This window comes from Jeotgalicoccus sp. S0W5, from assembly GCF_011634875.1.
GTDB lineage: Bacteria > Bacillota > Bacilli > Staphylococcales > Salinicoccaceae > Jeotgalicoccus > Jeotgalicoccus marinus.
The window spans coordinates 291,979-318,267 of sequence record NZ_SIRQ01000002.1; the positions used below are offsets into that span (position 1 = coordinate 291,979).

Here is a 26,289-nt window from a genome sequence, read left to right on the forward strand (position 1 = left end):
AGTTACTCCTTTAATTTCTCTAATTTATACTCAACGCTAATTGTTTTGTTTAATTTTTCTGAGTGAATACTGCAACGATAACCGTCACCATATATAAAACCATTTAGTAAAGGAACAGTACCTGAGTAAACAATAGAATCTTTTTTAGGAACGTCATGTTGATCTAGAAATTCTAAGATTTCATCTAATGGAATTATAGAAGCGAATGTACCTTCCTGGTATTTTTTCCATTCACCGTCAACTAGGACATCACAAAATAATTTAATGTCGTCCCATTCATCTTTAATATCATTTAAATCAATTGTTTCGTTAGCTAGAGGCTTATCGCATATTTGTTTGGATTTCTGAATTGATACGGTTTCTAAGTCACGATCTGTATGATCACTACCTACTGTAACTTTTACGTCACCATCTTCATCAAAGATTAAAACTATTTCAGCTTCGCCACTTGTTTTGTTACCAACCACTGATATTTCATCTGATTGATCGATAAGAGAAGGGCTTAATGCATAGAGTTCCGGCACACTCGCTGGCTCTGGAACGCCAATCTCTTTTAATTCTTCAATATGTTCCCACGTTTTATCTTTGTCTCTGCCTGCATAACCAATTGCAAAAAGCTTAACCATTTAAAAACATCCCCTTTAATGTATTATGTATACATTATATAAAAGTAAAATATTTTGTAAAGGCTTACATGCAGAAATTTCTGATACTTATATATGTAAAAATTATAGAAATATAAATAAAGATAAGTAGAAATTATAAAATTATACTTAAGAAATATTTAAGAATTACATAATTAATACAAAATATCTCTCATTGCAGATTAATGAAGTGTCTGATGTACCGATTATTATGGTAACGGCTAAAGGTGATGACTTAGAAAAATTAACAGGCTCTAGTCATGGAGCGATTGATTACATCGTAAAACCGTTTAACCCTAATGAGCTCGTTGCTAGGGTGAGGGCGCATATTGAACGTTACAACAGACTGAAAGGTGATGATGCTAAGAAGTTCATAGTATTCGGCCAAACGATCATCGATATTGAGGGTCGTACTGTGGAGGTCGGGAATCATTCAGTTAACCTAACTGCTAAATAATTTGATTTACTTCTATTTTTAACGCTAAACCCTAACCGGGTGTTTACCAAGGAAGAATTGTTTGAAAAAATTTGGGGACTAGATGCTGTAGGCGACAATACGACAGTGACAGTCCATATTAGAAAGTTACGTGAAAAGATAGAGCGTGATCCCGCTGAACCAGAATGGATTCTAACAGTATGGGGCGTGGGGTACAAATTTAAGAAAATTAATTAGTTTAGCAGTAGAGATTCGAATAACAAGGTTCGAATCTCTATTTTTATATATTTTTTATCAATTTTAGGGTAATAGTATAAACATCTGATAAAAAGTAGGTGGAAATATGATTACTGGTAAGAAGGATATAAAAAAGATTCAAAATGACTTAGAAGATATAAAAACAGATTTACATAATTATGATGAGCCGGCCTATGATCCAAAAATTGTTGAGCTTTGGCAATATGTAAAAGAACGTGCTGCCAAACATCAATTAGAAAAGATACCGATTGATAGTATTAAAGATTTTGAAAAAGGGATGCCGCTTAGTCAGTTAGAAAATGCAGGCTTTAAGAATATATATGAGATTTCGAACTATAGTACGGAGCAGTTTCTCCTAATTAAAGGTGTCGGCGAAAAATCAGCATACCTTTTAAAAGAAGCGGTTGAAAAGGTAAAGCAGTCGGTGCATATTCGTGCCAAAGGGCGTATTGATCCAGATAAGCTTGAACGATTAGATTTCGACTTACTTCGTACAATTTACCTAAAAAGGAAACTAGTTGTTGATGCTGAGAAAGTAGAAAATCAGATTGAAGCATTTGAACAAGAATTTAAACAAGACTTCTCTGTGATAGAAAAACAGAAAAATATCTTTATGAAACTATTTCAAAATGCTCAGGAGAAGGAGGGAGTTAATGCTGCAATTGAAGCGGTAAATCAAAAAGGGGTAGAACAAAAATTTACTGATATAAAATCAGCTTATTCTGCAATCAAGGAATTTGAAGTGACTGATGATACGTTAAAACAAGATTTTATCGACAATAGTATTCAGTATTACACAGCGATTGAAAATATTACTGGCTATACGAATCAAAAGCAGGCAGATGATATTCCTTCAGAATTAGTTGAAGCAGTCAATAATGTGGAACTAAATGTTGATGGACTAGATCTGACACTAAGGAACTATCAGGAATTTGGTGCCAAGTATGCTTTATATAATAAGCGGATTCTACTCGGTGATGAGATGGGCCTTGGTAAAACTGTCCAGGCACTTGCTGTTATTAATCATCTAAACTTGAATAATCAGCCTTATACGATTGTTGTTTGTCCGCTTAGCGTCGTCGCCAACTGGAAACGTGAGACTGAAAAATTCACTAAGCTCAATGCTTTTATTTACCATGGCAATGGTAGAGAAAAAGTATTTCAAGAGTGGTTAGATAAGAAAGGTATTTTGATTACCACCTTCGAACATACCCGTAATTTCGATAAAAGTCTCATTAAAGAGTTGAATATGCTCGTTGTTGATGAGGCTCACTTCGTTAAGAATCCTGAGGCCAAACGTTCTAAAAGTATCTATGCCTTATCAGAACTCGCCAGCCATGTTCTCTATATGAGCGGAACACCTTTAGAAAATAAACTTGCTGAGATGAAACAATTATTAGGTGTGTTGCAGCCGGATATTGCTAATAAAATATCAAAAGAACTTCATCTTTTAGATCCACAGAAGTTTAAAATAGAGATTTCCCCAGTATACCTAAGAAGAAATCGAGCAGATGTACTAGGAGAATTACCAGACCTTGAAATCATTGAACAATGGTCTAACTTTGGTGAAAAAGAAGAAGAGATATACGATCAAGCAGTGTCTGAAGGTCAGATGATGGCGATGAGACGGGCAGCATGGAAAGGTGGGACACCTGAAGCATCACCTAAACTTGATGCCCTCGTTGATATTTGTGATTCAGCAAAAGAAAATGGACATAAGGTTCTTGTCTTCTCATTCTTTAGAGATGTCATCGAGACAGTTCAAGAACATGTGACAGAAGCAAAATTTCCTGCAATCACCGGTGATGTTCCAAATGATGAGAGGCAAAAAATTATCGATGAATTTACAAGTGCAGAAGCTGGTGCAGTCATGACCGCTCAGATTATCGCAGGTGGGGTAGGTTTAAATATACAAGCAGCCAATATTATTATTTTATGTGAACCACAGTGGAAGCCTTCTACAGAAGAACAGGCTATTGGTCGTGCTTACAGAATGGGGCAAACACGGGGTGTTGTCGTTTATCGACTGTTGACTGAAGATAGCATTGACGTTAGCATGTTGGAATTACTTGGTGAAAAATCTAAGTTATTTGATATGTATGCCAGAGACTCAGAAGTTGCAGATATTGCACAAAGACAGATGAATGCTGAAGCATTGCTGAAATCAGAAGAAGAGTCAGAAGCATCTATGACCAAACAAGTCATGGAAATGGAGAAAAAACGATTGGCAGAAAAACAGGCAGGATAAGTATAAACATGAAGAAGCGCGACAATCAAATTTGTTTGATCATCGCGCTTTGTGTATTAGTAAAATGGCCAGATTAATGGAACAACGACTACGCATATAAATGTAGTGATGTGGAGAGGATTTCTACTCAAGAGCAAAAATCGGATGTCGAATAGACAAAACGGGCGAGAAATTCTATTAGAGGGCAAAAATCTAGACTCCAATAGAAAAAACAAGCTAAAAAGTTTATTCGTCCTGAATAATTCAGCAACGAATAGACAATCCACCTTCCACCATTAGCTAGAAATTTATCTTGTAAAAACATAGAAGTATGATATAAATTGAATTATCTAACTATTATAAAAATAAAGGGGTTATTGAAGTGAAAGATAATATTTACGGTAATATTCCATGTTTTTTAGGGGCAGAGAATTTAGTGCAAAAAGGTGAATATGATACAGACGTTATTTTTTATGGTGCACCATTCGAAGGAGAGAGTACGTGGGGGGACTACACTGGTGTGGAGCTCGGTCCCAAACAAATTCGTTCGTCTTCTGCGCGTTATAGTGGTTACTTACCTGAGTTAGATCATATTGATGTGAAGGAACATTTAACTTTTGGTGATGCGGGTGATGTGCCATTTGTTGCGCATGATAATGAACAATCTTATCAGAACATTGAAGATTTTTCTGCTGAGCTATGGAAAACGGGCAAGTTTCTTGTTGGTTTTGGTGGTGAGCATGGTGTAACGTATCCAATTTTAAAAGCACTGGCAGATAGTGGGAAGACTGTTGGAATCATTCACTTGGATGCACATTATGACAACATGCCTGATTATGAAGGTGAGAAATATGCAAGAAACACACCTTTTATGAGGTTATATGAAACAGAAGGTGTGAGAAATGAATCGATTATTCACACGGGGATTCATGGGCCACGTAATAAGCCTGAGACTGGGAAGTATGCTAAGGAAAATGGTGCTGTAACTATTGGCATTAATGAAATTAAAGAATCTAATGATCTAAGAACTTTAGCTAAAGAGATTTACGAGCAAGCTGCAAAAGACGTTGATGTGGTTTACTTGTCTATTTGTAGTGATGTCCTGGACTTCGCATACAATCCTGGTGGGCCAGTTGATGGTAATGGTTTAACGTCTTACGAATTACTCACTTTAATTCATGAATTCGGTAAACTCGGTTTAGTCGGCATGGATTATGTGGAAGTCTATCCAATGATGGATCAAAACCAACAATCTGCTCACTTTGTCTCATATGCAGTACTTTACGTTTTAGCGGGTCATGTTAAGTATTTAGGCAAGATATAAACCTTAAAGGGGTTGGTGATTATTAGCAAGATTTTAGATATTGTTAAGGCACTCGGACCAGGAATGATTATTACTGCTTCATTTATTGGACCTGGAACTGTGACTGCCATGACCCGTGCGGGTGCAGGTTTCGGTTATAGTCTCTTATGGGCTGTCTTATTCTCTGTTATTGCGACGATCGTCCTTCAAGAGATGATTATCAGACTAGCACTTGTGACGCGTCGAGGATTAGGTGAAGCGATTTACGATTTGTTCAATCATAAAATAGGTAAGTTTATAACAGTATGGATTTCTATGATTGCTGTTGCAGTCGGATGTGCAGCGTACATGAGTGGTGATCTTCTAGGGACATCACTCGGTTTAGGTCACTTGCTCAACATTCCAACTAACATACTCGCACCGATTGTTGGGATTATAATATTTCTGATTGGCATCCAGGGTAGTTATAAGCTAGTTGAAAAAATTATTATAGGACTGATGGTCATCATGGGTGGTACTTTTATCACGACGATGTTCATGGTTCAACCCAATTGGGGAGAGGTATTCCAAGGCATGTTCATGCCTTCAATTCCTACTGGCTCTATTATTATGGTCATTGCTCTGATCGGAACAACAGTTGTGCCTTACAACTTCTTCCTTCATGCAACGACGGTACATGAACGTTTTAACGGTATGCAAGACTTGAAGCTTGCACGCTGGGATACGATTATTTCTATTACTATTGGTGGGATTATATCTGCTGCTATCCTCATCTCTGCAGGTGCATTAATTGTTGGTCAAGAAATTGACAGTGTCATCGCCTTAGCAGGGCCACTTGTACCAGTGTTAGGTGAAACTTGGGCACCGATATTTATCAGTGTTGGTTTGTTTGCTGCAGGATTTTCATCTGCTCTGGCTTCTCCTATGGGGGCAGCCGCAACAGTCAGTTCTTTCTTCAAGTGGGAAGGTGGCATGAAAAACACCAAGTATAAAATCGTGTTTGGAACAGTAATACTTATTGGTGTTGTCACATCTGCAATTGGTTTTGAACCGTTAGAAGTCATCCTATTAGCACAGGCTTTAAATGGTGTCATCTTACCGTTAATTGCAATACTAATTTTTGTCATTATAAATAAAAAAGGATTGATGGGACAATATAAGAATGGACCTATTTTAAATGTGATAGGCTTCCTAGTTGTCGTTGTTGTATCGTTTTTAGGTATTTACAGTGTAATTGATGCTGTAATCTCATTTCTAGCATAAAAAATACACGAACATCTTTATAACGAGATGTTCGTGTATTTCATTTTTTAAGACTCGGTAACATTTCTATTTTTACCAGAAGCGATACCGGTAAGTACCATAACGAGTGAGACAATGAGCATTAAACTTAGTGGTAGGAACCAAGATCCTGAAATATCTTGTAAGCCACCAACTAAAACGGGTCCAAGGGCTGCTAATAAATAGCCCAAGGATTGTGCCATACCTGATAGTTCAGCCGCTTGATAGCCATCTCTTGTTCTTAGTGTGTAGAACATCATAGATAATGAAAATGCGCTACCGTTACCGACACCAAGTAAAATGACCCAAAGTAGCGATAGTTCTGAGTGACCGAGTAATAATCCTCCAATTCCGATTAGAATGATTAACCCGCTCAGAGCAGCGATGAGTACTTGATCTTTCATCTTATCGGCAACCACAGGAATAATGAATGTAAAAGGAATGCTGGCAAGTTGGAAGGCGAATACACCCCAACCGGCTAAATGTATATCATACCCATTGGAAGTAAGAATCGTTGGCAACCAAGTAATTAATGTATAGAAAATTAAGGACTGGGCACCCATGAATATGGTGATTTTCCAAGCGAGTGGAGACTTAAATAGTCCCCCTAACTGCTGGTTTTTAATATTGCCCCTTGGTTTGCTGCGATTTTTTAATTGTACGAGCCAAACTAACAGTGCCAAGATTGATAAAGACACCCAGATTAAGAGTGCACTACGCCAGTTGAAATTTCCTGAGGTCGCAATCGGTATACTCAAACCAGATCCAAGGGCGCCAAAGACATTCATTACAATTGCATATAGGCCTGTCATCAGGCCAATTTTATGCGGAAAATTCATCTTAACGATACCTGGCAATAAAACATTACCAACCGCAATGGCTAAGCCAATCATTAATGTACCAGTAAACAGAAGTCCAATACCACTTGCTGAACGAATAAACATTCCTAAAATCAGGAGGACCAAAGATAGTGCAATCGTTGTTTCCATGCCAATTCGTCTCGCAATTTTTGGTGCGAATGGAGATAGTAAAGCGAAGGCAATAAGCGGTAAGGTTGTAATGCTTCCTGCTAAAGCATTACTGATGCCAAAGTCATCCCTAATGAATGATACTAAGGCACCTGCAGATGTCAGTGGTGCACGCAAGTTTGCTGCGACCAAGATCACCCCAATTATTAGGAAAATATATAAATTTTTGTTATTATTTTGGTCCAATTCATTGTTCAAAGATTATCCACCTCATTACAATCATAATTCTTTTCGGAATATATAATCCGTCTGTTCATCATCACCCATAAAAAATGAATGTGAACCCACTTTTTTAAAACCTTTCTTTTTATAAAAGGAAATTGCCTTATTGTTAAATTCCCAAACACCTAACCAAATCGACTTCTTATCTAGTCGTTTAGCTTCTTCATGCGCTAAATTTAACAATGCTTTACCCAGCCCAAGTCCCTGATATTTATTCAGTATATATATTCTTTCGACTTCGAGTGCATCATCACCCATCGGTTCAGACTGAGCTGTTAAAATATTTAATTTCAAGAAACCAGCGCATTCATCATCATAGAATATATAGAAAAATTGAGAATGTGGATTTTTTAATTCAGCTGCAAAGTTTTCCTTTGTATATGCCTCATCAGAATAAGCCTTCATGTTTTCTGCAGAATTTTGTGCCATGAATGTCTCATGGAATGTTTGATAACTAATCGCGAGAAGATGATCTAAATCATTTAAATTGCATTTTCTAATATGTATTGTCATATAAATACTCCTATAGCCAGCTTGTTAGCCACTTATTATTCTCTTTAGTATACAGCATTCTCTCATAACCGCCCTGTTCGAGAGCTTGGTAGAATTCCATTCTATCAGGTATGACTTTATAAACTGCCAAGTCTCGTGTCTTAGCATCGAGATAGTCTCTGACATGTTTAAAATCTTCTGATCTTACTTCTACAGCTTTACCTTGCAAGCGAATTTGTCTACCTTGTTCTCGCCAGTAAAAATTCATTGCTACATGACTATTTTCTTTAAGTTGTTCGACCTTTGTTCTTCCCTTACCACTTTCAATAAAGAATCCTTCATCATCCATTGCTTTTATAACCAGGACTCTAGAATCTACAAGGTGAGTTTGATCGTAAGTAGCCAGCACCATACTTCTTGGCTCCAGCACTTCTTTTGCAACAGCGCATTTAAACCATTCTTGAAAATGAGATAACGGTGAACTAAAAGTACGATCATCGAAACTAGGGAAAGGTCCAGACATCACTGGTGATTGGCTAAGCATTTCATTAATATTCATGGTGACACTCCTATTTATATTATGGTTGGATTTTATCACATATAGGTATATTTTAGATAAAGAGAATCATTTCTTAAGAAGGTAGTGATGATGTGGCTAAGAAAAGAATAGCTATTATTGGAACAGGCGTTGCTGGGACGTCTCTAGTAAAATTTTTTGTAAGTGATGAACGTTTTAACGAGAATTATGAAATTGATTTATATGATGGTAAAAAGACAATGGGACGTGGTTATGCCTATCAGCATGATGATGAAAACTTAATTGTGAATCTCCCAGCGGAGCTGATGTCACTCACTTCAGATCAAGGAGACTATATTAAGTGGTTGGAAAGTAATAAATATGAAGCTGAAAGTTACACAAGTAGAAGCTTATATGGAGAATACATACATTCTACTCTGATGAATTTTGTACATCGTCATCAAAATATAAATACAGTCGAAAGCTTTGTTGAAGATATATCATTTGAGAATGACGAAAATATTTATACTGTTTATACAGATGGTGCTGTCTCGAAATATGATGCAATCTTCTTAACAAATGGTGAGATGTCATATAGTGATCCTTATGAGCTAAAAGGTGAAAAGAACTTCATATATAATCCGTATCCAATTGAAGATGTTTTGAAAAATGTTAAAGGGCGAATTGGAATTATAGGAAGCGGTTTGTCTGCGATAGATTGTTTTAGATATTTATTAAAAAATGGACATTCTAAGGTGACTGTTTTGTCGAGAAGTGGAGAATTACCTTCTGTTAGAGGCACTTATTATGATCTCAGTGGGGAATACTTCTCTATTGAGCATGCGATGTCCGACAAAAATCAAGATCTAATCCCATTAGATCGTATTGTAGATTTATTTAGAAAAGAACTTAGGGCGCACGGTATACAAGAAGAATTATTAACTAGAAAAACTGACCGGCCAGAGATTGATTTAAAGTTTGATTTAGAACATCCAGATGAAGTCGGAAAGATACAATATCTTATTACTAGTCTAGAAGATACATTTAAAGTACTGTATAAATATTTATCAAGAAAAGACAAAACTCGGTTTATGGAAGAATATCACGAACTTATTCAAAGCAATCATTCGCCAATGCCACCGCATGGTGCCAAACAAATACTTGAATGGATTGATAAAGGACGTCTCGAATTTTTAGATGATATGGAATCGGTAGAAGTTAATGATGAGTTTTTAGTTGGATTTGAAGATAAAAACCAAGAACCATTCGATGTACTCATCAATGCAACAGGACCCGTGTCTGATATTAGAAAAGATAACACCTTATTGATTAAAAATCTCTACAATAGGATGCTTGTTGAACCGGATGAATTTGGAGGACTATTGATCGATAAATACCATAGGGTCATCAGTCCGAGGTATGGAACGATGCACAATTTTTATACAATTGGTGCCTTAACTGTCGGTTCAGATTATTTAATTAAAGGGGTGACGATGTTATCAACTGAGACCTACCATCTAGTAAATCATTTTCTCACACGTAATTAATAAGGAAGTTTTGGTCAAAGTGGTAGACAAGTAGATTAATTAGGCGGAGAATAGTAGAGTCAATTAAATTTTAAGGAAGTGCAATTGTTTTGTCAGAAGTATTTAAAGAAAAATTATGGACCAAAGACTTCATCAATACCTCGATCGTTAACTTTGCATTGATGATGTCTCAATATCTATTGTTGGTAACTATGACAATGTATGCAATTGATGAATACGGTGCTTCGATAGGATTAGCAGGACTTGTGTCCAGTTCGTTTATTATTGGATCTCTGATCGGTCGATTATTTGGTGGGCGTTCAATTGCTGGCGTTGGTAGTAAGCGAATGCTTGTCATTTCATCTATATTTGTCTTAGTAGCGGCGTTAACTTACTTTATACCGATGGGTATTTACCCATTGATTGGTGTACGTATTTTCCATGGTATTGCTATGGGCTTTGCGATGACAGCTACAGGTACAATTATTGCCCAAGTCATTCCACCTAGTCGAAATGGTGAAGGTATCGGCTACTTTAGTATGTCGGTCGTTCTCGCAACAGCAGTGGGTCCATTAATCGGTGTGTCACTTATCAATGTTTACGGCTTTACTAGTATTTTTGTATTTTCTTCAATTATGGCAGTCGTTGCACTCGGACTTGGTTTAACAGTTCGTGCACCGCAAATGAAGTTGTCGAAACCTGTGAGTAAAGGCATAAGTCTAGGTGATTTCTTTGAGAAGCGAGCGGCACCAATATCTATAGTGATGTTCTTCTTAGCTTTCGCTTGTTCTGGGATTTTATCCTATGTGACAGCCTATGCAGATAGCATCAATTTAGTTCAAGCTGGTAGCTTATACTTTACGGTATATGGTATTACGGTCCTCTTATCTAGACCGATTACTGGACCTCTACTTGACCGTAAAGGTGCCAACATCATTATGTACCCAGCACTAATCTCATTCGCCATCGGTTTATTCATTATTGGAACAGCATCAAACACATTAATATTCCTACTGGCAGCAATATTTATTGGTTTTGGATATGGGAATGCTCAGTCCATCACACAAGCACTCGCCATCAAGGTGACCCCACCAGAACGTGTGGGTCTAGCCAATACAACTTACTTTATTGCCTTAGACTTCGGTCTCGGTTTTGGACCATTTATTTTAGGTAGTATTGTAGCAGCCTTTGGGTACAGTGGCTTGTACTTTATTCTATCGATATTTGTTTTAGCTATTATTCCGATATACTTATTCTTACATGGGCGTAAGGACAAATATATTTCTCAGTAAAATTAAAAAAGATAAAAAATGCTACCCTGGTTTATTTTTACGTGACCAGGGTACTGTATTGGAATTATCTGTTTTAATATGAGGAGGAATACATCTATGTCATTAGCCAAAATCATTGAAGAAATCAGAGAAAAACGCGACGAGACAGGAATACTTACGATTCATTTGAATACAGACTCAAGCGCAGGTAACGGTAATAATGGTGAGTGGAAAATTCATTTAAAAAATGGCTTTAAGACCCTAAAAGAAGAAGTGAAGGACAGAAACGCTGATGATGAGTTAAAAGCTTTGAAGAAGTTACAAGAAAAGGTAGAGAAGGAAGTGGCCATGCATCAAAGAGAGATGCGTAAAGGGTTTATTCTCGTTGCTTCGTCAGATGGTGAACTCTACCGTGCAAGAGTTTTACAAGTTCCAGTAACAACATCTTTCCATTGGGGTAAGACTGCAGAAACTCAGCAGATTGAAGAATTAGAACAACGCTTCCCAGAAACGGCAATCGTGTCTGTCCAACAGGCTGATGTGACCTTTATCGAAACATCACTAGGTATTATTAGAGATACCAAAAAGTTCTCATGGGACGTTGAAAGTGAAAGTTGGTTGGATTATGATGAAGTCGTCCATCAACAGACACGCGGCGGTGGAAGAGACGAGTTCCAACGACGGTTTGAAGAAAACCAACATCGCTGGTATAAGAGTCTCGCAGCAGAAATTGATAGGGATGTCAAAAAGCGTAAGCTTGAAGGTGTCTACTTAGTGGGTAGTCAAGAGAGTGTACAAGAAGTAGAAACGCATTTAAATGGCACAAAAGTCCTTGGTGTAATTACAAAAAATCTCGGATCTAAGCCAGATAATGAGATTGTTGCAGAAGTATTTGATACCTTAGTCTAAAATTTAAAAGCACTTAACTATGTGAGCCTAGTTAAGTGCTTTTTTTTTATGAATTTTTACAAATTTTTAACACAAAGTGTGGGGTTCAAGGTTGTTTATCGTAAATCTTTATTCAGAGAAAGCTAATGTTTGAGGCATTCTGTTCACTACTTATAGCTAAATCTATATTAGTGTAGCACTTTAGATTAGCTCAAAATGATAAAAGAAACAATAACTTTTCTATAAATTAACAAGGATTTAAAGGTGAATTGCTAAACTTGAAGACGCCTGGTAAGAGAGACAGACGGATCAAGGAGGATTTACATGAAAGTAAGATTTGAAAATGTATCAATGAAATATGATGGCAATGATAGGACGATATTAGACGACATGAGTTTTGACATTCAAGATCATTCCTTGGTTTCAATTCTAGGTCCGTCTGGGTGTGGTAAGTCCACAACTCTCATGCTTATATCAGGGTTACTCATGCCAACGGACGGAAAAATATTCTTCGGTGATACAGATGTTACGAAAAAAGATGCGAATGCACGAAAAGTGGGTATGGTCTTTCAAAATTATGCCTTATACCCCCATCTATCCGTTATCGATAATATTATGTTTCCTTTAAAAATGGCTGGAGTAAACAAAAAGAAACGTAAGGAAAGAGCCTTAGAACTTGCAGAACTTGTACAAATTTCAGAGCACTTGAACAAGAAGCCTGGACAATTGTCAGGCGGACAGCAACAGCGCGTCGCCATTGCGAGAGCCCTCAGTAAGGAACCGTCAATTTTGTTGATGGATGAACCATTATCTAATCTCGATGCAAAATTGAGGAAGGGCATGCGTGAAGAAATACGAAGAATTCAAAAGGAGACGGGTGTGACAACGGTTTTTGTTACTCACGATCAAGAAGAAGCCTTAAGTATTTCAGACAAAGTGATGGTGTTGAATGAAGGGTTAATACAACAACATAGTGGACCGCAAGCGCTCTATGACCGACCGGATAATATTTTTGTCGCTCAGTTTCTTGGAAGTCCGGAGATTAGCACCTTTGACTTTGATGATTTAAAAGCAGGTTTTGACTCAAGTCTTCGAGACAGATTACAGAGTAAAGACGTTAAGCTCATCGGTATACGACCAGAATCATTTACCCAAGTTTATGGTGAGTCAGGTCTTATAACGGGTGTGGTAGACCGCATAGAAATCGTAGGTAAGGAACGTACAGTTCGATTGAAGCTAGATAATGAACAAATTGTCGACATTACAGATGTTGATATCAACTTCACTGAAGGTGATAAAGTTTCTTTCACAACGAACTTTGATGCTATGCATTTCTTTGATGGATATGGAAATCGAGTGGTGATTAAAGATGCAGAATAGAAAAACTTGGAAAACGACTTTTCAAGCATTCTGGTACATATTACCTTTGTTTATCATCATTGGTGTCTTTAACATTTACCCGATAATAAAATCTTTTGCGATGGCATTTTACAACGACTACAACATCTTTACAGGTGAGACAAGCGGTTATGGTTTAACGAGTTTTGAAACATTGTTTAGTGATCAAGAATTTGCTGAATCCTTGATGAACACTTTTGTTTATGTACTCTTTGTCACACCACTTTCTATTGTGATTGCCTTAGCGATATCAATATTGTTAAATAATGTCAATTTCTTAAAACCATTATTTCAATCTATTTACTTTCTCCCATTTGTCACGAGCACAGTAGCTATTTCCATCGTTTGGCGATGGCTGTACCATTCAAATTACGGATTAATTAACTACTTGTTGGCCATATTTGGAATTGACAGTATCAACTGGTTAACAAACCCGGATTGGGCTATGCCTGCGGCAATTATTATGGCGATATGGAAGAGTTTAGGATTTAATATTTTGTTGTTCTTAGTTGGCTTAAACAACATCAGTAAAACCTATTATGATGCTGCGAGAATTGACGGAGCGAATGCATGGCAAAGATTTACCAATGTGACTGTGCCGTTACTTGGACCAACAATATTTTTAGTTTCAATTCTTTCAATAATTAATAATTTTAAGGTGTTCGATGAAATATATGCCTTATTTAATGGTCAACCTGGACCGTCGAACTCAACAATTACCGTTGTGTATTACTTATACAAAAAATTCTATACAGAATTTGACTACGGTGTTGCATCAGCATCAGGAATTGTATTGTTTCTAATTATTTTCGTTATTACACTCATCCAACTTTGGATGAACAAGCGATTTGTACATTACAGATAGAGGGGGAATTTCATGGCGAGTGTTTCAAAGAAAATAATCATCTATGTATTACTTGGCATCGGTGCATTAACAATGATAATTCCTTTTTACTGGATGATTGCAACATCGTTAAAAACAGCTGGAGAAGCAACTGCAATGCCACCCATCTGGTGGCCAGTATCGATGGTGTTTAGTAATTACGTTGAAGCTTTTCAAGTCGCACCTTTTGTACGGTACCTCGTCAATAGTGTGATTGTTACAGCACTGAGTACTTTAGGAGAGGTCTTAACGGCAATTCTTGCAGCCTTTGCCTTTGCGCGATTAAATTTTTACGGGAAAGATGTACTATTTGCCTTACTGCTTGCGACGATGATGGTACCTGGAGAATTATTGATCATTCCGAACTTTGTAACCTTAGCCAACTTAGACTGGATAAATACATACATGGCTCTGATTGTGCCTTGGTTAGCCAGTGTGCTATCAGTGTTTATCGTTAAACAGAGGTTTGAGTCGATATCAGATAACCTCTATTACGCAGCGAAGATAGATGGCTGTTCGGACTTTAGATTTCTATGGCAAGTGCTTGTGCCCTTAAGTCGTTCGTCAATTATTACGATGGTTGTTTTAAAAGTAATTGGCTCATGGAATGCTTTCTTATGGCCGTTACTTGTAACGAATGACACTGAGATGAGAACTTTACCTGTTGGACTTCAAGCCTTCACGACAGAGGCTGGTACGCGTTTTGAACTACTTATGGCAGCATCGACATTTGTGATTGTACCAATGATAGTGTTCTACATGATTTTCCAAAAATATATTATTAAAGGTATTGCAAATACCGGAACGAAAGGATAATTTACCATGAACAAGAAATTATTGATGGGATTAATGTTAACAATGATGATTTTTGTACTTGCAGCTTGTGGTGGAGGAGAAGAGGGTACGACAGAAGAAACTTCAGGAGATGAAACATCAACAGAAAGTAGTGAAACTTCTGAAGAATCGTCAGAAGAAACTTCAGGTGACACGACACAAATTACTTTTTGGCATGCAATGAATGGTCCACACCAAGAAGCGATCACGGAACTAACAAACAAATTTAATGAATCACAGGATGAGTATGAAGTGGTTGAACAAAATCAAGGTGACTATGAAACTCTAAACCAAAGTATTATGGCTTCAGGGGTATCTGATGATTTACCGACAATTTCACAGGCGACTGCTTCGAATATTCCTGACTGGTCATCAAATGATTTAATCATCCCATTAGATGACTTATTGTCAGGAGAAAATTTTGATCAAGAGACTTATGACAGCATTATTCCAGGATTTTTAGAAGGTGTTTCATATGAAGATCAAACGATGGCTTTACCTTTTTCTAAATCAGTAAGAATCATGTATGTAAATGAAGATATTTTAGAAGAGTATGACGCAGAAGTACCAACAACATTTGAAGATGTACAAGCATTAGGTGAAGAGATGCAAGAAGCTGGAGATGAGCGTTTTGCTTTAGGTCTTGAAGCAGGTGTTGAAATGGAACTTGAAACAATGGCGAGACAAAATGGGGCTGAGTGGATTTCAGATGACCTTTCAACAGTCGATATCGGTGAAGAAAATGCGACAGAACCGATGCAGTATATAGTAGATGGAATTGACGCAGGATGGGCAAGAACTGCTGGGGAAGATGGATATATGTCAGGTCCATTTAGCCGTGGTGACATCGCAGTTTACCTTGGTTCATCTGCAGGATTATCACATGTTGAACCTGGTGCGGAGGAAAGTGGTATTAACTGGTCAACTGCTGAATTACCAGTGTACAACGAAGGAGAACCACTGACATTATTAGCAGGTAACGATCTTACAGTCTTTGCCTCAGCATCTGAAGAAGAACAACAAGGTGCAGCGGCATTTATGAACTTCTTACTACAGCCTGAAAACACTGCAGAATGGGCAATTGCGTCAGGGTATGTGCCAGTTACAGAAGCTGGAATTGAACATGAGTCATATCAGACTTATTTAGAAGAAAACCCGAATGCAGAAGCTGCAGCAGCGGAAACAGAATATGCGATTGCATCACCAATGTTTGCAGGTTCAGGTGAGTACCGTAATGCGATGTTAGAAGCACAAGATGCAATTCTAATTGATGGTGCTGATGTAACAGAAACAATGCAAGGATTACAAGAAGAAGTGACGACAATTATTGAAGAAAACAATTAGGTATTAGGAGCGTAAAAATGGAACGTATTATATTTTGGAATGGACTACAGTCCATAGGCTCCAATATATTTTCATTAGACAATGGTAAGGATCGTCTAATTATGGATTTTGGCATGCCGAATGAAATGTATGAAGACGGAGGTAACTTATCTGTGACAGAAGCATTAATTGAAGCGGGTAAGTTACCGGCAATTCCACATCTATTTAACACTGAGGGTTTTAAATCTGATTTAGCAGGTGTGTCCAATCGTCCATATGAAAACCAAGCAGTGTTTATCAGTCATCTTCATCTAGACCATAATGCAGGCTTAAAATACTTGCCAGAAAATACGGCAGTATATATGTCAGAAGAAACGAAAGCCTTATACGATGCTTTACTATCGAGTGATCTCGAAGTAGAAGTAAAAGCAGAGCTACATGCTGTTGGCTATAACAGACCTGTGAAAATCGGACATTACACAGTGACTTTTGTCCCTAATGACCATGATATTGTAGGTACATCCAGTATCTTAATCGAAGTAGATGGTAAAAAAATTCTGCACAGTGGTGATGTTAGAAAACATGGATATCACCCGGGAAATATTAAGGATTTAACTAGTCATGTTAAATCTGTAGATCTACTCATGATAGAAGGTACGTCGTTTAGTTTTCCGGATGAAGATGATCAAGATTATAGAAGTGAGAAAGATTTAATAGATGACTTTACACAACTCTTACTCGATGAAAATCGAACGATAGTGATTAATCCCTATCCGAGAAACGTCGAACGATTGGTAGAATTGAATCGTTTAGGACATAGAATAGGTCGTCCAATATATTGGGATAAACGATTTTCTGATTTATTAAGACACTATACAACAGAAGCAGTTTGTACATGGAAAAAATTAAGTGATTACAATCATCAAGTCGTGCAGACTCATTTTGATGATATCGATAAAATTAATGAACTAGAAGCAGGTGTCTATGTTCATATGAACGGAGAACCACTGGGTGACTATGATCCACGATACGAAGTATTGATGAAAACCTTAGAAGAAGTCGGTTTTGATTTTGTAGATTATAGTGTCTCAGGTCATGCATCTAGAAAAGACATTATCGATATTGTAAAGGATATAGATCCCGATGTGACGGTGCCTTGGCATACTTTTGAACCTCAGGCACAAGCAGCAGCTTTGAACGAAAATGGTGTCAGGACCTTTTTACCAAAAGCGGCTAAAGCATATAAATTAGAGGAAATTTTGAGCGATGAAGCAGCTGAATAATGAGCTGAAAGGAAGAAGGCGGCATATTTTTGCCGTTCCTTTTTGTGGGGTGAGCTGGTATTTGCATTCTAGGTTAAGGATATTCGGGTGGTGACATGGAATACTCATCTCCATCCAACTCAACTAGAGCAGTGATGAGAAATCCTCGTGCCCATCCAACATTCAACAACCCGCTTAATTCTTACTCATTTCATAATAATCCTGCCAAACATCATCGGGAACCATATCTCCACCTGTACTCCAGGCAATATGTGTGCCGCTCTTATCCATTTGAATCGCGCCGTAGATACCCGCTAGTGCGGATGGTTCTAGTTTTATGGATTCAGTATCGTAGATTGCAGTTAACATTTCAAACAGATGTGTATCACTCACAGTGCTGATTCCTGAAATAAGGTTTTTTAACAAGTCACCGACAAAGCCTGATGGTCGCCCAACTGCAAGGCCGTCAGCAGCAGTTAAATTATCCAAACCGAAGTCTTGGATTGATAATCGATCATGATAATCTGTCATCATACCGAGTAACATGCAAGGTGAGTGTGTGGGTTCGACAAAGTAACAATTTACAGAATCTCTGAAAACAGTTTTTAAGCCAAATGCTATGCCGCCTGGGCCGCCACCAACACCACATGGGAGGTAGACATTCAAGGGCTGGTTTTTATCGACCTTAATATTTTGATCTTGAAGTTGAGCTTTTAGACGAATGGCTGCAACAGCGTAACCTAAAAATAGGGTCTTTGAGTTTTCGTCATCAATGAAATAGCTATTTGGATCATTTAAACTATCCTGTCTGCCTTGTAAGACTGCTTTGGAATAGTCATCTTCATGTTCAACCACGTTTACGCCTTTTTCTCTAAGAAGATCCTTCTTCCATTGACGTGCGTCTAGGGACATGTGGATTGTTACTTTAAATCCTAATTTAGCACCTATTATTCCGATACTTAAACCAAGATTTCCAGTCGAACCACAGACTAGCTCGTGGTGTGAAAATAATGTTTTAAAGTCATCACTATCAAATTTTATATAATTATCTTCAGTGCTGATTAATCCCGCATTCAAAGCGATTTTTTCAGCAAACCATAAAACTTCATAAATACCACCACGCGCTTTTACAGAACCAGAAATAGGAAGGAGATTGTCCTGTTTTAAATATAGTGGACCATCAACTTTTTGATTAAACAAAGACTCTAAGGCTTTAGGCATATGAGTGAGTTCTGTTAAAGCAGAGTCAATAATACCAGCTTGGTCTGTAGTTTCTGGAAATACGTGTGCAATATAGGGTGCAAAACGTTTTAAACGAGCCTCAGCATCTAGAATATCATCTTCTGTAAGTGCTAAATCATCTGTCACAGTATCCATTGATTTAATATTGTCATTTAACCAGATGGTCTCCTTATAATCGATCAAATCTTGTATTTTAGGATATTCGCGTATCCATTCTTTTTTAGATTTATCTGCAATCACAAAATCAACTCCTTAACCCTTTTCACTTAGTGTATTAAATTTAGGCAAAATAAAAAAGGTTCCTTGCTGGGGAACCTTTCTTACTATTTGTCATCAAGCTTGTTCATATCGATAACAACTGTACCAGCATCATAGTTCATATCTTTTAACTCAGTCTTATGCGCACCTTCAAAATCTGGACTATCGATAAACAACACGGATTGGTGATGTTCTAAAGCAAATCTGTAAGCTTCTTCTTGTTCGTGGTTTAATTTCATGTTTTCGATACGTCTGTCTTCAGGCTCACCTGCAGAGAAATAAGTGATTAATTTATCACTAGCATTACCATCAATCGTCTTCGATTGCACATCCTCATTTAATTCCAAGCTTTCAAAAGAATCATTTGAATACACTGTTAATTTTCTTCTGTCGACGTTCAACTCATTTTTCAATTCGTGAATTCGATTCAATAAATCTTTCTCGTTGACGAAAGTTTCAACTCTAGACATTTTCATCCCTCCTGAGGATTAACATTTACTAGATATCTACCCTGGAGAGATGAGTTAAAACAATATTAATCGTTTAATTATCTGATATATTCTTGTTTGAAAGTTTTATACAGCTGATCTTCAAAGTAATTTTTATTTGCTTGAATATAGGCTTCGAGTTCATACTCTGGCATAGAGGTGTTTTAATTTATGCATCTGGTCCTGTGGGTCTTGACTTATAGAGTTCTATCCACTCCTCAACAGTAAATTTCTCTGCTAATTCTGCTAGTAGTTCATAAGGAATTTTTTTAGGGTTAGAGAATCGTATACAACTTTTACCCATATTTAACTTTGTTGTCATGTGTTTTGGATATTCTTCAGTAAACCAATCAAGGACTTCAGGCTCTCTGTACATCCCCATATGGTAAACAGCAAGGTGTCTTTTTTGAGCTGCTATACCGATGAATGGTAAGGGGGAGTTGTCAACATGGTAGCCTTCAGGGAAGGTAGATAATGGCACGTCAAAGCCAGGCATGCCATGAGAAATATTAACTTCAAAACCTGGTGGTAAGTGTGTTTCAAATGTTTCCCATGTCTTTAGAAATGCATCTTTCCATTTATCATCTATGGATGCTACATACTCATCAAAAGTCATACTTTAACCTCCTTTTATCCAATTTTATTATAAAAATATATAAAGGCAGTACATAAAAAATGTTTATTGTAAGTTATTAGGGTAATTTATAGAATATAAACAAATGGGGGTATGTATATGAAGAAGGCTTGGGCATTATTTTTATTTATTGCTGTAATGCTTGTACTGACGGCTTGTGGAAGCAGTGAAGAGACGCGGACATTTGAAATGAATGAAGGCGGTATCGACAGTACCTTAGTCTATACTTACAATGGGGATGAAGTAATCAGTCAAGATGCTGAGAATATCGTTAACTATGAAGAACTAGGTATCACTAAAGAAGAAGCGGAAGAAATTCTAGGACCTGTCTCTGAAGAATATGAAGGTCTACAAGGTGTTGACTACAGTATTGAATTTGGTGATGACGAGGCTGTAGAACAGTTAACAGTGAATTATGAAGAACTAGATTATGATGAAGCACAAAATGTGACAGGTATTGATCTTGAAGGTGATCCAGAAGAAGGTGTCAGCATGGAAAGGTCTGCTGAAATGTTAGAATCTCAAGGTTATACAGAAGTCGGTGAAGATTCAGAAGAATAGAAATACAAAATGATAATATATAAGCTTTGGATGAGAAATCTTGAATTTGAGACTTCTCATCCTTTTTTATCTTCTAGCTATGTTGAACTGGTGGTATTACAGTTATAATGGAGTTAAAAGTGAAGTTTTAGGAGTGACAACCGTGGGAGAGATTATTTCATTAAAAAATATTACGTGGCGCCGCGGCAAAAAGGAAATATTGAAAGATGTTTCTTGGACAGTTAATAGTGGTGAACAGTGGGCAATTCTTGGTTTAAATGGTGCGGGTAAGACATCTATTTTAGATATTGTGCTCGGTTATAATTATCCTACAAGTGGCAAAGCTACGGTTATTGGTACTGAATTTGGTAAGGCAAGCTTACCTGAGATGCGAAAGAAGATTGGTTATGTCAGCTCCAGTCTCGATAAATTTCATCAAACATTGAATAGAGAGACAGCAATTAACATTGTCATCAGTGGTAAATTTGCTTCATTTGGTATTTACGAAGATCTAGATCCTGAAACAATCGATCTTGCGGATTCAATACTCCATATGTTGAATCTTAGTCATTTGCGCGACCGTACATATGATACTTTCTCACAAGGTGAGAGAAGAAGGATATTGATTGGACGTGCGCTAATGGGAGGGCCTGAGCTGTTGATCTTAGATGAACCATGTAGTGGACTTGATGTGAGAGCGAGAGAAGATGTCTTAAACATTGTTAAAAAAATAAGTGATGAAGACCGACATTTACTCTATGTGACGCATTATATAGAAGAATTAATTCAACCAATTACTCATGTTTTACTTATTAAAGATGGGGAAGTGTTAAAGGCAGGACCAATAAAAGAAGTGTTAACAGATTATAATTTAAGTGAAGTGTATAAGACACCGGTGGCTGTTAGGTTTGATAATGACAGACCGAGTTTAATCATTAAAGAGACGGAGGCTAAGGATGAAAAATAAATACATCTTAATCTTTATCGCATTTTTAATTGTATTTAGTCCTTTAAATGTTCAGGCAGTTGAAGGAGATAATAATCAATATAACAACGAATATCAAGATCCTTGGCAAAATAATAATCAAACAGATACATATAATGAAGGTCAAAATGGTGTGACAAATGATAGTTATCAAGACCCGAATGCTAATAATGAAACGTGGGATGATGGTTCGACGTCTGAAGGATATTATGATACGAATGGTAACTTGGTAGAAGGTGGTCAAAGTAACACGAACAACTATAATGATAATAATTGGAATGATGGTAATAACTCAGAGGGTTATTACGATGCCAACGGTGTGTGGATAGAGGGCGATAATACAGAAGGTTATTATGATTCCAATGGTGTATGGGTAGAAGGCAATCAAAGAGAGACTCAAGATGACGGTTATAGTGATCAAGCCAATGAAACGGAATATCAAGAGCCTGTTCAAACATATGAAGAGCCTGTAGTGGAAGAGACAGAACCAGTTGTGGAAGAAGAGGTAGCTGAAGAACCTAAGAATGAAGAAGGTATTACGATTCAAGCGCTTGAGGGAGAAGGTTATACAGTTAGTGGCTCTGTTATTGATGACAGTGAAGCGAGTGTGGAAGGTATTACGCTCGTATTAACGGATGGAGAAGATTCTGTTGAATCTCAATCTGATGCCAATGGAGAATTTCTTTTTGAAGATGTGGCTCCAGGTACATATACATTAAATATGAAAGAAAACGATTATTACCAAACCACAACAGAACCTATTGATGTTGAGGTCGGCAATAGAGATAAGCTAGGTTATTCTATTGAGGTTCAAGAAATTGAAAGTGAAGAACCTGTTGAAGAAGACACCGAAGAAGAAAAAGAAACGTCTGAGGCACCTGTAGAAGAAACAGAAACAGATGAAAAGTCTGAAGAATCAATTTCGGACAGTATATCCGGGTTAGAAATTACTTTAATTTCAGTCGGCGTCTTACTACTACTGTCAACAATTGGAGTTATCGTCTACCGACGTTTTGTTAGATAAGCAAATATTTCTTGCATGAAGAAAAGTAATTTGATATTATATAACTTACCGTGCTAAGCGGGGAGGTAGCGGTGCCCTGTACTTGCAATCCGCTCTAGCAAGGCTGAATCCCGCTTTTGAGGGTTTGGAGTGTGAGGACTGCCTCGTAAGCTTCAATGTTGATATTGCGGTCCTATGCAATAGAACGTCATGAACCATGTCAGGTCCGGAAGGAAGCAGCATTAAGTGGCCAATTCTATGTGCCGTAGGGTTGCCGTGATTGAGTTGAACTTACGAGTAACGCTTGTTCATCAGACACGACAAAGCGGTGCACGGTACTTTTTTGACTTCATAAGAATGAAGTCTTTTTTTATGCCTAAATATAAGGGTCTAAAGCACACCATATGTTATAATTACAGCTAGAAATAATGAAAAGATGAGGTGCCTTTTGATGGAATATCAGGCGTTATATAGAGCTTTTCGGCCTCAGAAATTTAGTGATGTTGTTGGCCAGCGTCACGTAACTAAAACCTTACAAAATGCCATTCAACGCGGTAAGGAATCACATGCCTATTTATTTAGTGGACCAAGAGGTACTGGTAAGACAAGTATCGCTAAGGTCTTTGCTAAAGCTTTAAACTGTCCAAACGAACAGGATGGTGAACCGTGTAATGAATGTGAAATTTGCCAATCTATTACTGACGGTAGTGCGAACGATGTGATTGAAATTGATGCTGCAAGTAATAATGGTGTAGATGAAATTCGTAATATTCGCGATAAGGTGAAGTATGCACCAGCGGAAACGAAGTTCAAAGTCTACATTATAGATGAGGTTCATATGTTAACGACAGGTGCTTTTAATGCGCTGTTAAAAACCCTAGAGGAACCACCAGCACATGCTATATTTATCTTAGCAACTACAGAACCCCATAAGATTCCCGCGACGATTATTTCTAGAACACAGAGATTTGATTTTAAATCACTTGATCTTAATGAAATAACTGAGCGACTTGAATTTGTTGCGGACCAAGAAGGTACTAAGTACGATCCAAATGCACTACGCTATATTGCGAGAATTGCAGAAGGCGGAATGCGTGACGCATTGTCAATTATGGATCAGGTCATTGCCTTTTCAAGTGATGAAGTGACTATGGAAGACGCGGTAATGATTACAGGCGGTATTGAACAAGATGAATTAAATGACTGGTTAAAAACAATAGAGGATAAAAACACAGAAGCGGCATTTCATAAATATCAGCAATTTATAGATGAAGGTAAGGACCCGACACGTCTAGTCCATGAGCTTGTATTCTTTATAAGAGATGTTATATTGATGAAGCACTCTAATAAGATTACTGAGGGTACAGCCTTTGTTCATACAGAAAATGAAATTTTGTACAAGATGGTTGATGTGTTAAATGATGCAATGGTCAGCATGAGATTTTCAGTAAATACGAGTGTGCACTTGGAAATTGTCATTGTTAAACTGATTCGTGTACTTGAATCAGTACATCCTTCTGCGAACATTAATGAAGCTTCGTCTAATGAGATTGTAGAACTTAAGGCTCAAATTAATGCTCTACAAGAGAAGATAGAACAAGGCATTGAAGTGAAAGAAAAACCAAAAAAAACTGTTGCAAGAAGTAAGCAAGGGTTCTCAATTGAGAAGATAGAACGTGTATTGAAAAATGCGAATAAAGAGGATTTAGTTAAACTTAAAGATGGTTGGCCAGGGGTCTATAAATACATTGAAGATAAAGGTCTTCAATCTTTACGAGCTCTAATCAAAGATTCTGTACCGGTTGCTGCAAGCGATACGCATGTCTTAATCAAGTTTGATAATGATGTGCACTGTGAACTTATCAATCAGAATGCCAGCAAAAAAGAAGAGCTTGAAAAGTTAATACTGGAAATTATAGGTAAGAAAGTACAAGTTGTTGGGGTCCCAGATTCGAGTTGGAAGCAAGTCAGACAAAATTATATTGATCAACACAGAAGTGACATTCAGCAAAAACAGTCTACTGAAGAGAAATCCTCAGATATCGCAAAGAAAATGTTTGGAGATATCGTTGAGGTGAATGATTGATACTTTGTAAAAAAGTCATAATCATATATAATATGGAAGAAATAAAAATGTATCGGAGGATGAAAACATGCGCGGTGGTATGAATAACATGCAAGGCATGATGAAGCAGATGCAGAAAATGCAAAAGAAAATGGAAGAAGAACAAGCGAAGCTGAAAGAAGAGCAAGTTGAAGGTACTGCAGGTGGCGGTATGGTGACCGTTGTTGTTTCTGGACATAAAGAAGTCATTGACGTTGTAATCAAAGAAGATGTTGTAGACCCAGATGATATCGATATGTTACAAGATCTCATTGTCGCGGCAACTAATGAAGCAATGAACAAAGCTGATGAACTAACAAGTGAACGTCTTGGTAAGCACACAAAAGGCTTAAATATTCCAGGGATGATGTAAATGCATTACCCAGAACCGATATCTAAGCTCATTGACAGCTTCATGAAATTGCCAGGTATTGGGCCGAAAACAGCTCAGCGCCTGGCATTTTATGTACTTAATATGAAAGAAGACGACGTAGTAGACTTTTCTAAAAGCCTCATGCAAGTTAAAAGAGAGTTAACTTTTTGCAGTGTATGTGGACATATTACAGATATAGACCCGTGTTATATTTGCCAAGATAAGAATAGGGATCGTTCGACGATTTGTGTAGTTCAGGATACTAAGGACGTCATTGCTATGGAGAAAATGCGTGAGTATAAAGGTCTGTACCACGTTCTCCATGGTGCAATTAGCCCTATGGACGGAATTGGACCTGAGGATATTAACATTCCATCATTATTAGAAAGATTAAAAGATGAAGAAGTAAATGAACTCATACTAGCAACTAACCCGAATATTGAAGGGGAGTCGACTGCAATGTATTTAACTCGGCTCATCAAACCGATTGGTATCAAGACAACTCGCCTGGCACATGGCTTACCTATTGGTGGCGATCTAGAATATGCGGACGAAGTCACCCTATCTAAGGCAATAGAATATAGGACTGAATTATAAGGGCGTGCATGCCCTTATAATTTTTTAAATAAATTTTTAAATAAAGGGTTGCATTAATTCTTAGTGTCCTGTATAGTTATATCTTGTTGAGCGACAAACACGAACACAACAAAACACAACATAAGAGTTAACAAAATTAATGCTTGCGTTCGAGTCGACAGCGTGTTATAATTAAAAACAGTCAACAAGAAATTTACACAAACTTTACAAAAGAGAACATTGAAAACTGAATGACAATATGTCAACGTTTAATTCCGAATAAAAAGTCTTCT

25 protein-coding genes, 1 other RNA gene and 1 pseudogene are annotated in these 26,289 nt (G+C 37.4%); 20 read left to right on the forward strand and 7 right to left on the reverse strand.

The features are described 5' to 3' along the window. Positions 1-2 precede the first annotated feature (2 nt). Positions 3-626, reverse strand: coding sequence for a DUF2848 family protein (locus EYB29_RS02275; protein ID WP_051220529.1), 624 nt, complete (start codon positions 624-626; stop codon positions 3-5). 193 nt (positions 627-819) lie between these two features. Between EYB29_RS02275 and EYB29_RS11465 the strand changes: the two genes are divergently transcribed. The 5 genes and pseudogenes from EYB29_RS11465 to EYB29_RS02295 all read left to right on the forward strand — a co-directional run bounded on the left by EYB29_RS11465 (position 820) and on the right by EYB29_RS02295 (position 6,131). Further along, a complete protein-coding gene (locus EYB29_RS11465) occupies positions 820-1,101 on the forward strand; it encodes a response regulator (protein WP_205710582.1) in 282 nt (93 codons plus the stop codon). Between the two features lie 12 nt (positions 1,102-1,113). After that, positions 1,114-1,317, forward strand: a pseudogene (locus EYB29_RS11470) (winged helix-turn-helix domain-containing protein); the annotation flags it as partial. A gap of 106 nt (positions 1,318-1,423) precedes the next feature. Next, on the forward strand, positions 1,424-3,586 hold the full coding sequence (locus EYB29_RS02285) for a DEAD/DEAH box helicase (RefSeq protein WP_166626446.1): 2,163 nt from the start codon (positions 1,424-1,426) through the stop codon (positions 3,584-3,586). Between the two features lie 361 nt (positions 3,587-3,947). Continuing rightward, positions 3,948-4,889: an agmatinase family protein gene (locus EYB29_RS02290; RefSeq protein ID WP_166626447.1), complete on the forward strand. Its 942-nt coding sequence runs from the start codon at positions 3,948-3,950 to the stop codon at positions 4,887-4,889. 63 nt (positions 4,890-4,952) lie between these two features. Beyond that, on the forward strand, positions 4,953-6,131 hold the full coding sequence (locus EYB29_RS02295) for an Nramp family divalent metal transporter (RefSeq protein WP_166626474.1): 1,179 nt from the start codon (positions 4,953-4,955) through the stop codon (positions 6,129-6,131). A gap of 47 nt (positions 6,132-6,178) precedes the next feature. On the opposite strand, the gene EYB29_RS02300 is transcribed toward EYB29_RS02295, so the two are convergent. From EYB29_RS02300 to EYB29_RS02310, 3 genes are read right to left on the reverse strand one after another with little or no spacing between them, the layout of a single operon-like run. Then, complete coding sequence (locus EYB29_RS02300; protein ID WP_166626448.1) at positions 6,179-7,375, reverse strand: CynX/NimT family MFS transporter; 1,197 nt, start codon at positions 7,373-7,375, stop codon at positions 6,179-6,181. A 21-nt stretch (positions 7,376-7,396) separates the two neighbouring features. Further along, positions 7,397-7,912, reverse strand: a complete 516-nt coding sequence (locus tag EYB29_RS02305) for a GNAT family N-acetyltransferase (RefSeq protein WP_026867042.1) — start codon at positions 7,910-7,912, stop codon at positions 7,397-7,399. A gap of 10 nt (positions 7,913-7,922) precedes the next feature. After that, the gene (locus tag EYB29_RS02310) at positions 7,923-8,450 is read right to left on the reverse strand and encodes a pyridoxamine 5'-phosphate oxidase family protein (protein WP_166626449.1); all 528 of its coding nucleotides are present in this window, start codon (positions 8,448-8,450) and stop codon (positions 7,923-7,925) included. 92 nt (positions 8,451-8,542) lie between these two features. Here EYB29_RS02310 and EYB29_RS02315 point away from each other — a divergent pair, with 92 nt between their 5' ends. From EYB29_RS02315 to EYB29_RS02350, 8 genes are all read left to right on the forward strand, one after another. Then, positions 8,543-9,955, forward strand: a complete 1,413-nt coding sequence (locus tag EYB29_RS02315) for an FAD/NAD(P)-binding protein (RefSeq protein ID WP_166626450.1) — start codon at positions 8,543-8,545, stop codon at positions 9,953-9,955. An 89-nt stretch (positions 9,956-10,044) separates the two neighbouring features. Next, positions 10,045-11,226 carry an MFS transporter gene (locus EYB29_RS02320; protein WP_035856450.1) on the forward strand — a complete coding sequence of 394 codons (1,182 nt, stop codon included), beginning with the start codon at positions 10,045-10,047 and terminating at the stop codon, positions 11,224-11,226. Positions 11,227-11,322: 96 nt separating this feature from the next. Then, entirely contained in the window at positions 11,323-12,114 is a 792-nt protein-coding gene (locus EYB29_RS02325; RefSeq protein WP_166626451.1) for a VLRF1 family aeRF1-type release factor, read from the forward strand. Between the two features lie 303 nt (positions 12,115-12,417). Beyond that, positions 12,418-13,473, forward strand: coding sequence for an ABC transporter ATP-binding protein (locus EYB29_RS02330; protein WP_166626452.1), 1,056 nt, complete (start codon positions 12,418-12,420; stop codon positions 13,471-13,473). Further along, positions 13,463-14,356: a carbohydrate ABC transporter permease gene (locus EYB29_RS02335; protein ID WP_166626453.1), complete on the forward strand. Its 894-nt coding sequence runs from the start codon at positions 13,463-13,465 to the stop codon at positions 14,354-14,356. Before EYB29_RS02330 ends, EYB29_RS02335 begins: the two co-directional genes overlap by 11 nt. Positions 14,357-14,368: 12 nt before the next feature. Beyond that, a complete protein-coding gene (locus EYB29_RS02340; RefSeq protein ID WP_026867046.1) occupies positions 14,369-15,190 on the forward strand; it encodes a carbohydrate ABC transporter permease in 822 nt (273 codons plus the stop codon). Positions 15,191-15,196: 6 nt separating this feature from the next. Then, positions 15,197-16,552, forward strand: a complete 1,356-nt coding sequence (locus EYB29_RS02345) for an ABC transporter substrate-binding protein (protein WP_205710584.1) — start codon at positions 15,197-15,199, stop codon at positions 16,550-16,552. Between the two features lie 17 nt (positions 16,553-16,569). Continuing rightward, positions 16,570-17,814, forward strand: a complete 1,245-nt coding sequence (locus EYB29_RS02350; RefSeq protein ID WP_166626454.1) for an MBL fold metallo-hydrolase — start codon at positions 16,570-16,572, stop codon at positions 17,812-17,814. A 174-nt stretch (positions 17,815-17,988) separates the two neighbouring features. Here EYB29_RS02350 and EYB29_RS02355 read toward each other — a convergent pair whose 3' ends face one another. The 3 genes from EYB29_RS02355 to EYB29_RS02365 all read right to left on the reverse strand — a co-directional run bounded on the left by EYB29_RS02355 (position 17,989) and on the right by EYB29_RS02365 (position 20,397). Then, positions 17,989-19,275 (reverse strand): D-serine ammonia-lyase, encoded by a 1,287-nt coding sequence (locus EYB29_RS02355; RefSeq protein WP_166626455.1) that lies wholly within the window; start codon positions 19,273-19,275, stop codon positions 17,989-17,991. Positions 19,276-19,358: 83 nt separating this feature from the next. After that, on the reverse strand, positions 19,359-19,763 hold the full coding sequence (locus tag EYB29_RS02360; RefSeq protein WP_166626456.1) for a general stress protein: 405 nt from the start codon (positions 19,761-19,763) through the stop codon (positions 19,359-19,361). Positions 19,764-19,950: 187 nt separating this feature from the next. Then, positions 19,951-20,397 carry a DUF1801 domain-containing protein gene (locus tag EYB29_RS02365; RefSeq protein WP_166626457.1) on the reverse strand — a complete coding sequence of 149 codons (447 nt, stop codon included), beginning with the start codon at positions 20,395-20,397 and terminating at the stop codon, positions 19,951-19,953. Positions 20,398-20,514: 117 nt separating this feature from the next. On the opposite strand from EYB29_RS02365, the gene EYB29_RS02370 reads away from it, so the two are divergent. The 7 genes from EYB29_RS02370 to recR all read left to right on the forward strand — a co-directional run bounded on the left by EYB29_RS02370 (position 20,515) and on the right by recR (position 26,017). Then, positions 20,515-20,976: a YehR family lipoprotein gene (locus EYB29_RS02370; RefSeq protein ID WP_026867052.1), complete on the forward strand. Its 462-nt coding sequence runs from the start codon at positions 20,515-20,517 to the stop codon at positions 20,974-20,976. Positions 20,977-21,118: 142 nt separating this feature from the next. Beyond that, entirely contained in the window at positions 21,119-21,922 is an 804-nt protein-coding gene (locus EYB29_RS02375; protein WP_166626458.1) for an ABC transporter ATP-binding protein, read from the forward strand. Continuing rightward, a complete protein-coding gene (locus EYB29_RS02380) occupies positions 21,912-22,964 on the forward strand; it encodes a carboxypeptidase-like regulatory domain-containing protein (RefSeq protein ID WP_166626459.1) in 1,053 nt (350 codons plus the stop codon). The genes EYB29_RS02375 and EYB29_RS02380 overlap by 11 nt, the downstream gene beginning before the upstream one ends. A 48-nt stretch (positions 22,965-23,012) precedes the next feature. Then, positions 23,013-23,279: signal recognition particle sRNA large type (gene ffs / locus EYB29_RS02385), an RNA gene on the forward strand. A gap of 115 nt (positions 23,280-23,394) precedes the next feature. Then, positions 23,395-25,029, forward strand: a complete 1,635-nt coding sequence (gene dnaX, locus EYB29_RS02390) for a DNA polymerase III subunit gamma/tau (RefSeq protein WP_026867055.1) — start codon at positions 23,395-23,397, stop codon at positions 25,027-25,029. Positions 25,030-25,096: 67 nt separating this feature from the next. Further along, positions 25,097-25,420, forward strand: a complete 324-nt coding sequence (locus tag EYB29_RS02395) for a YbaB/EbfC family nucleoid-associated protein (RefSeq protein ID WP_026867056.1) — start codon at positions 25,097-25,099, stop codon at positions 25,418-25,420. After that, the gene (gene recR / locus EYB29_RS02400) at positions 25,421-26,017 is read left to right on the forward strand and encodes a recombination mediator RecR (RefSeq protein ID WP_026867057.1); all 597 of its coding nucleotides are present in this window, start codon (positions 25,421-25,423) and stop codon (positions 26,015-26,017) included. It abuts the gene before it with no gap. Positions 26,018-26,289 lie beyond the last annotated feature (272 nt).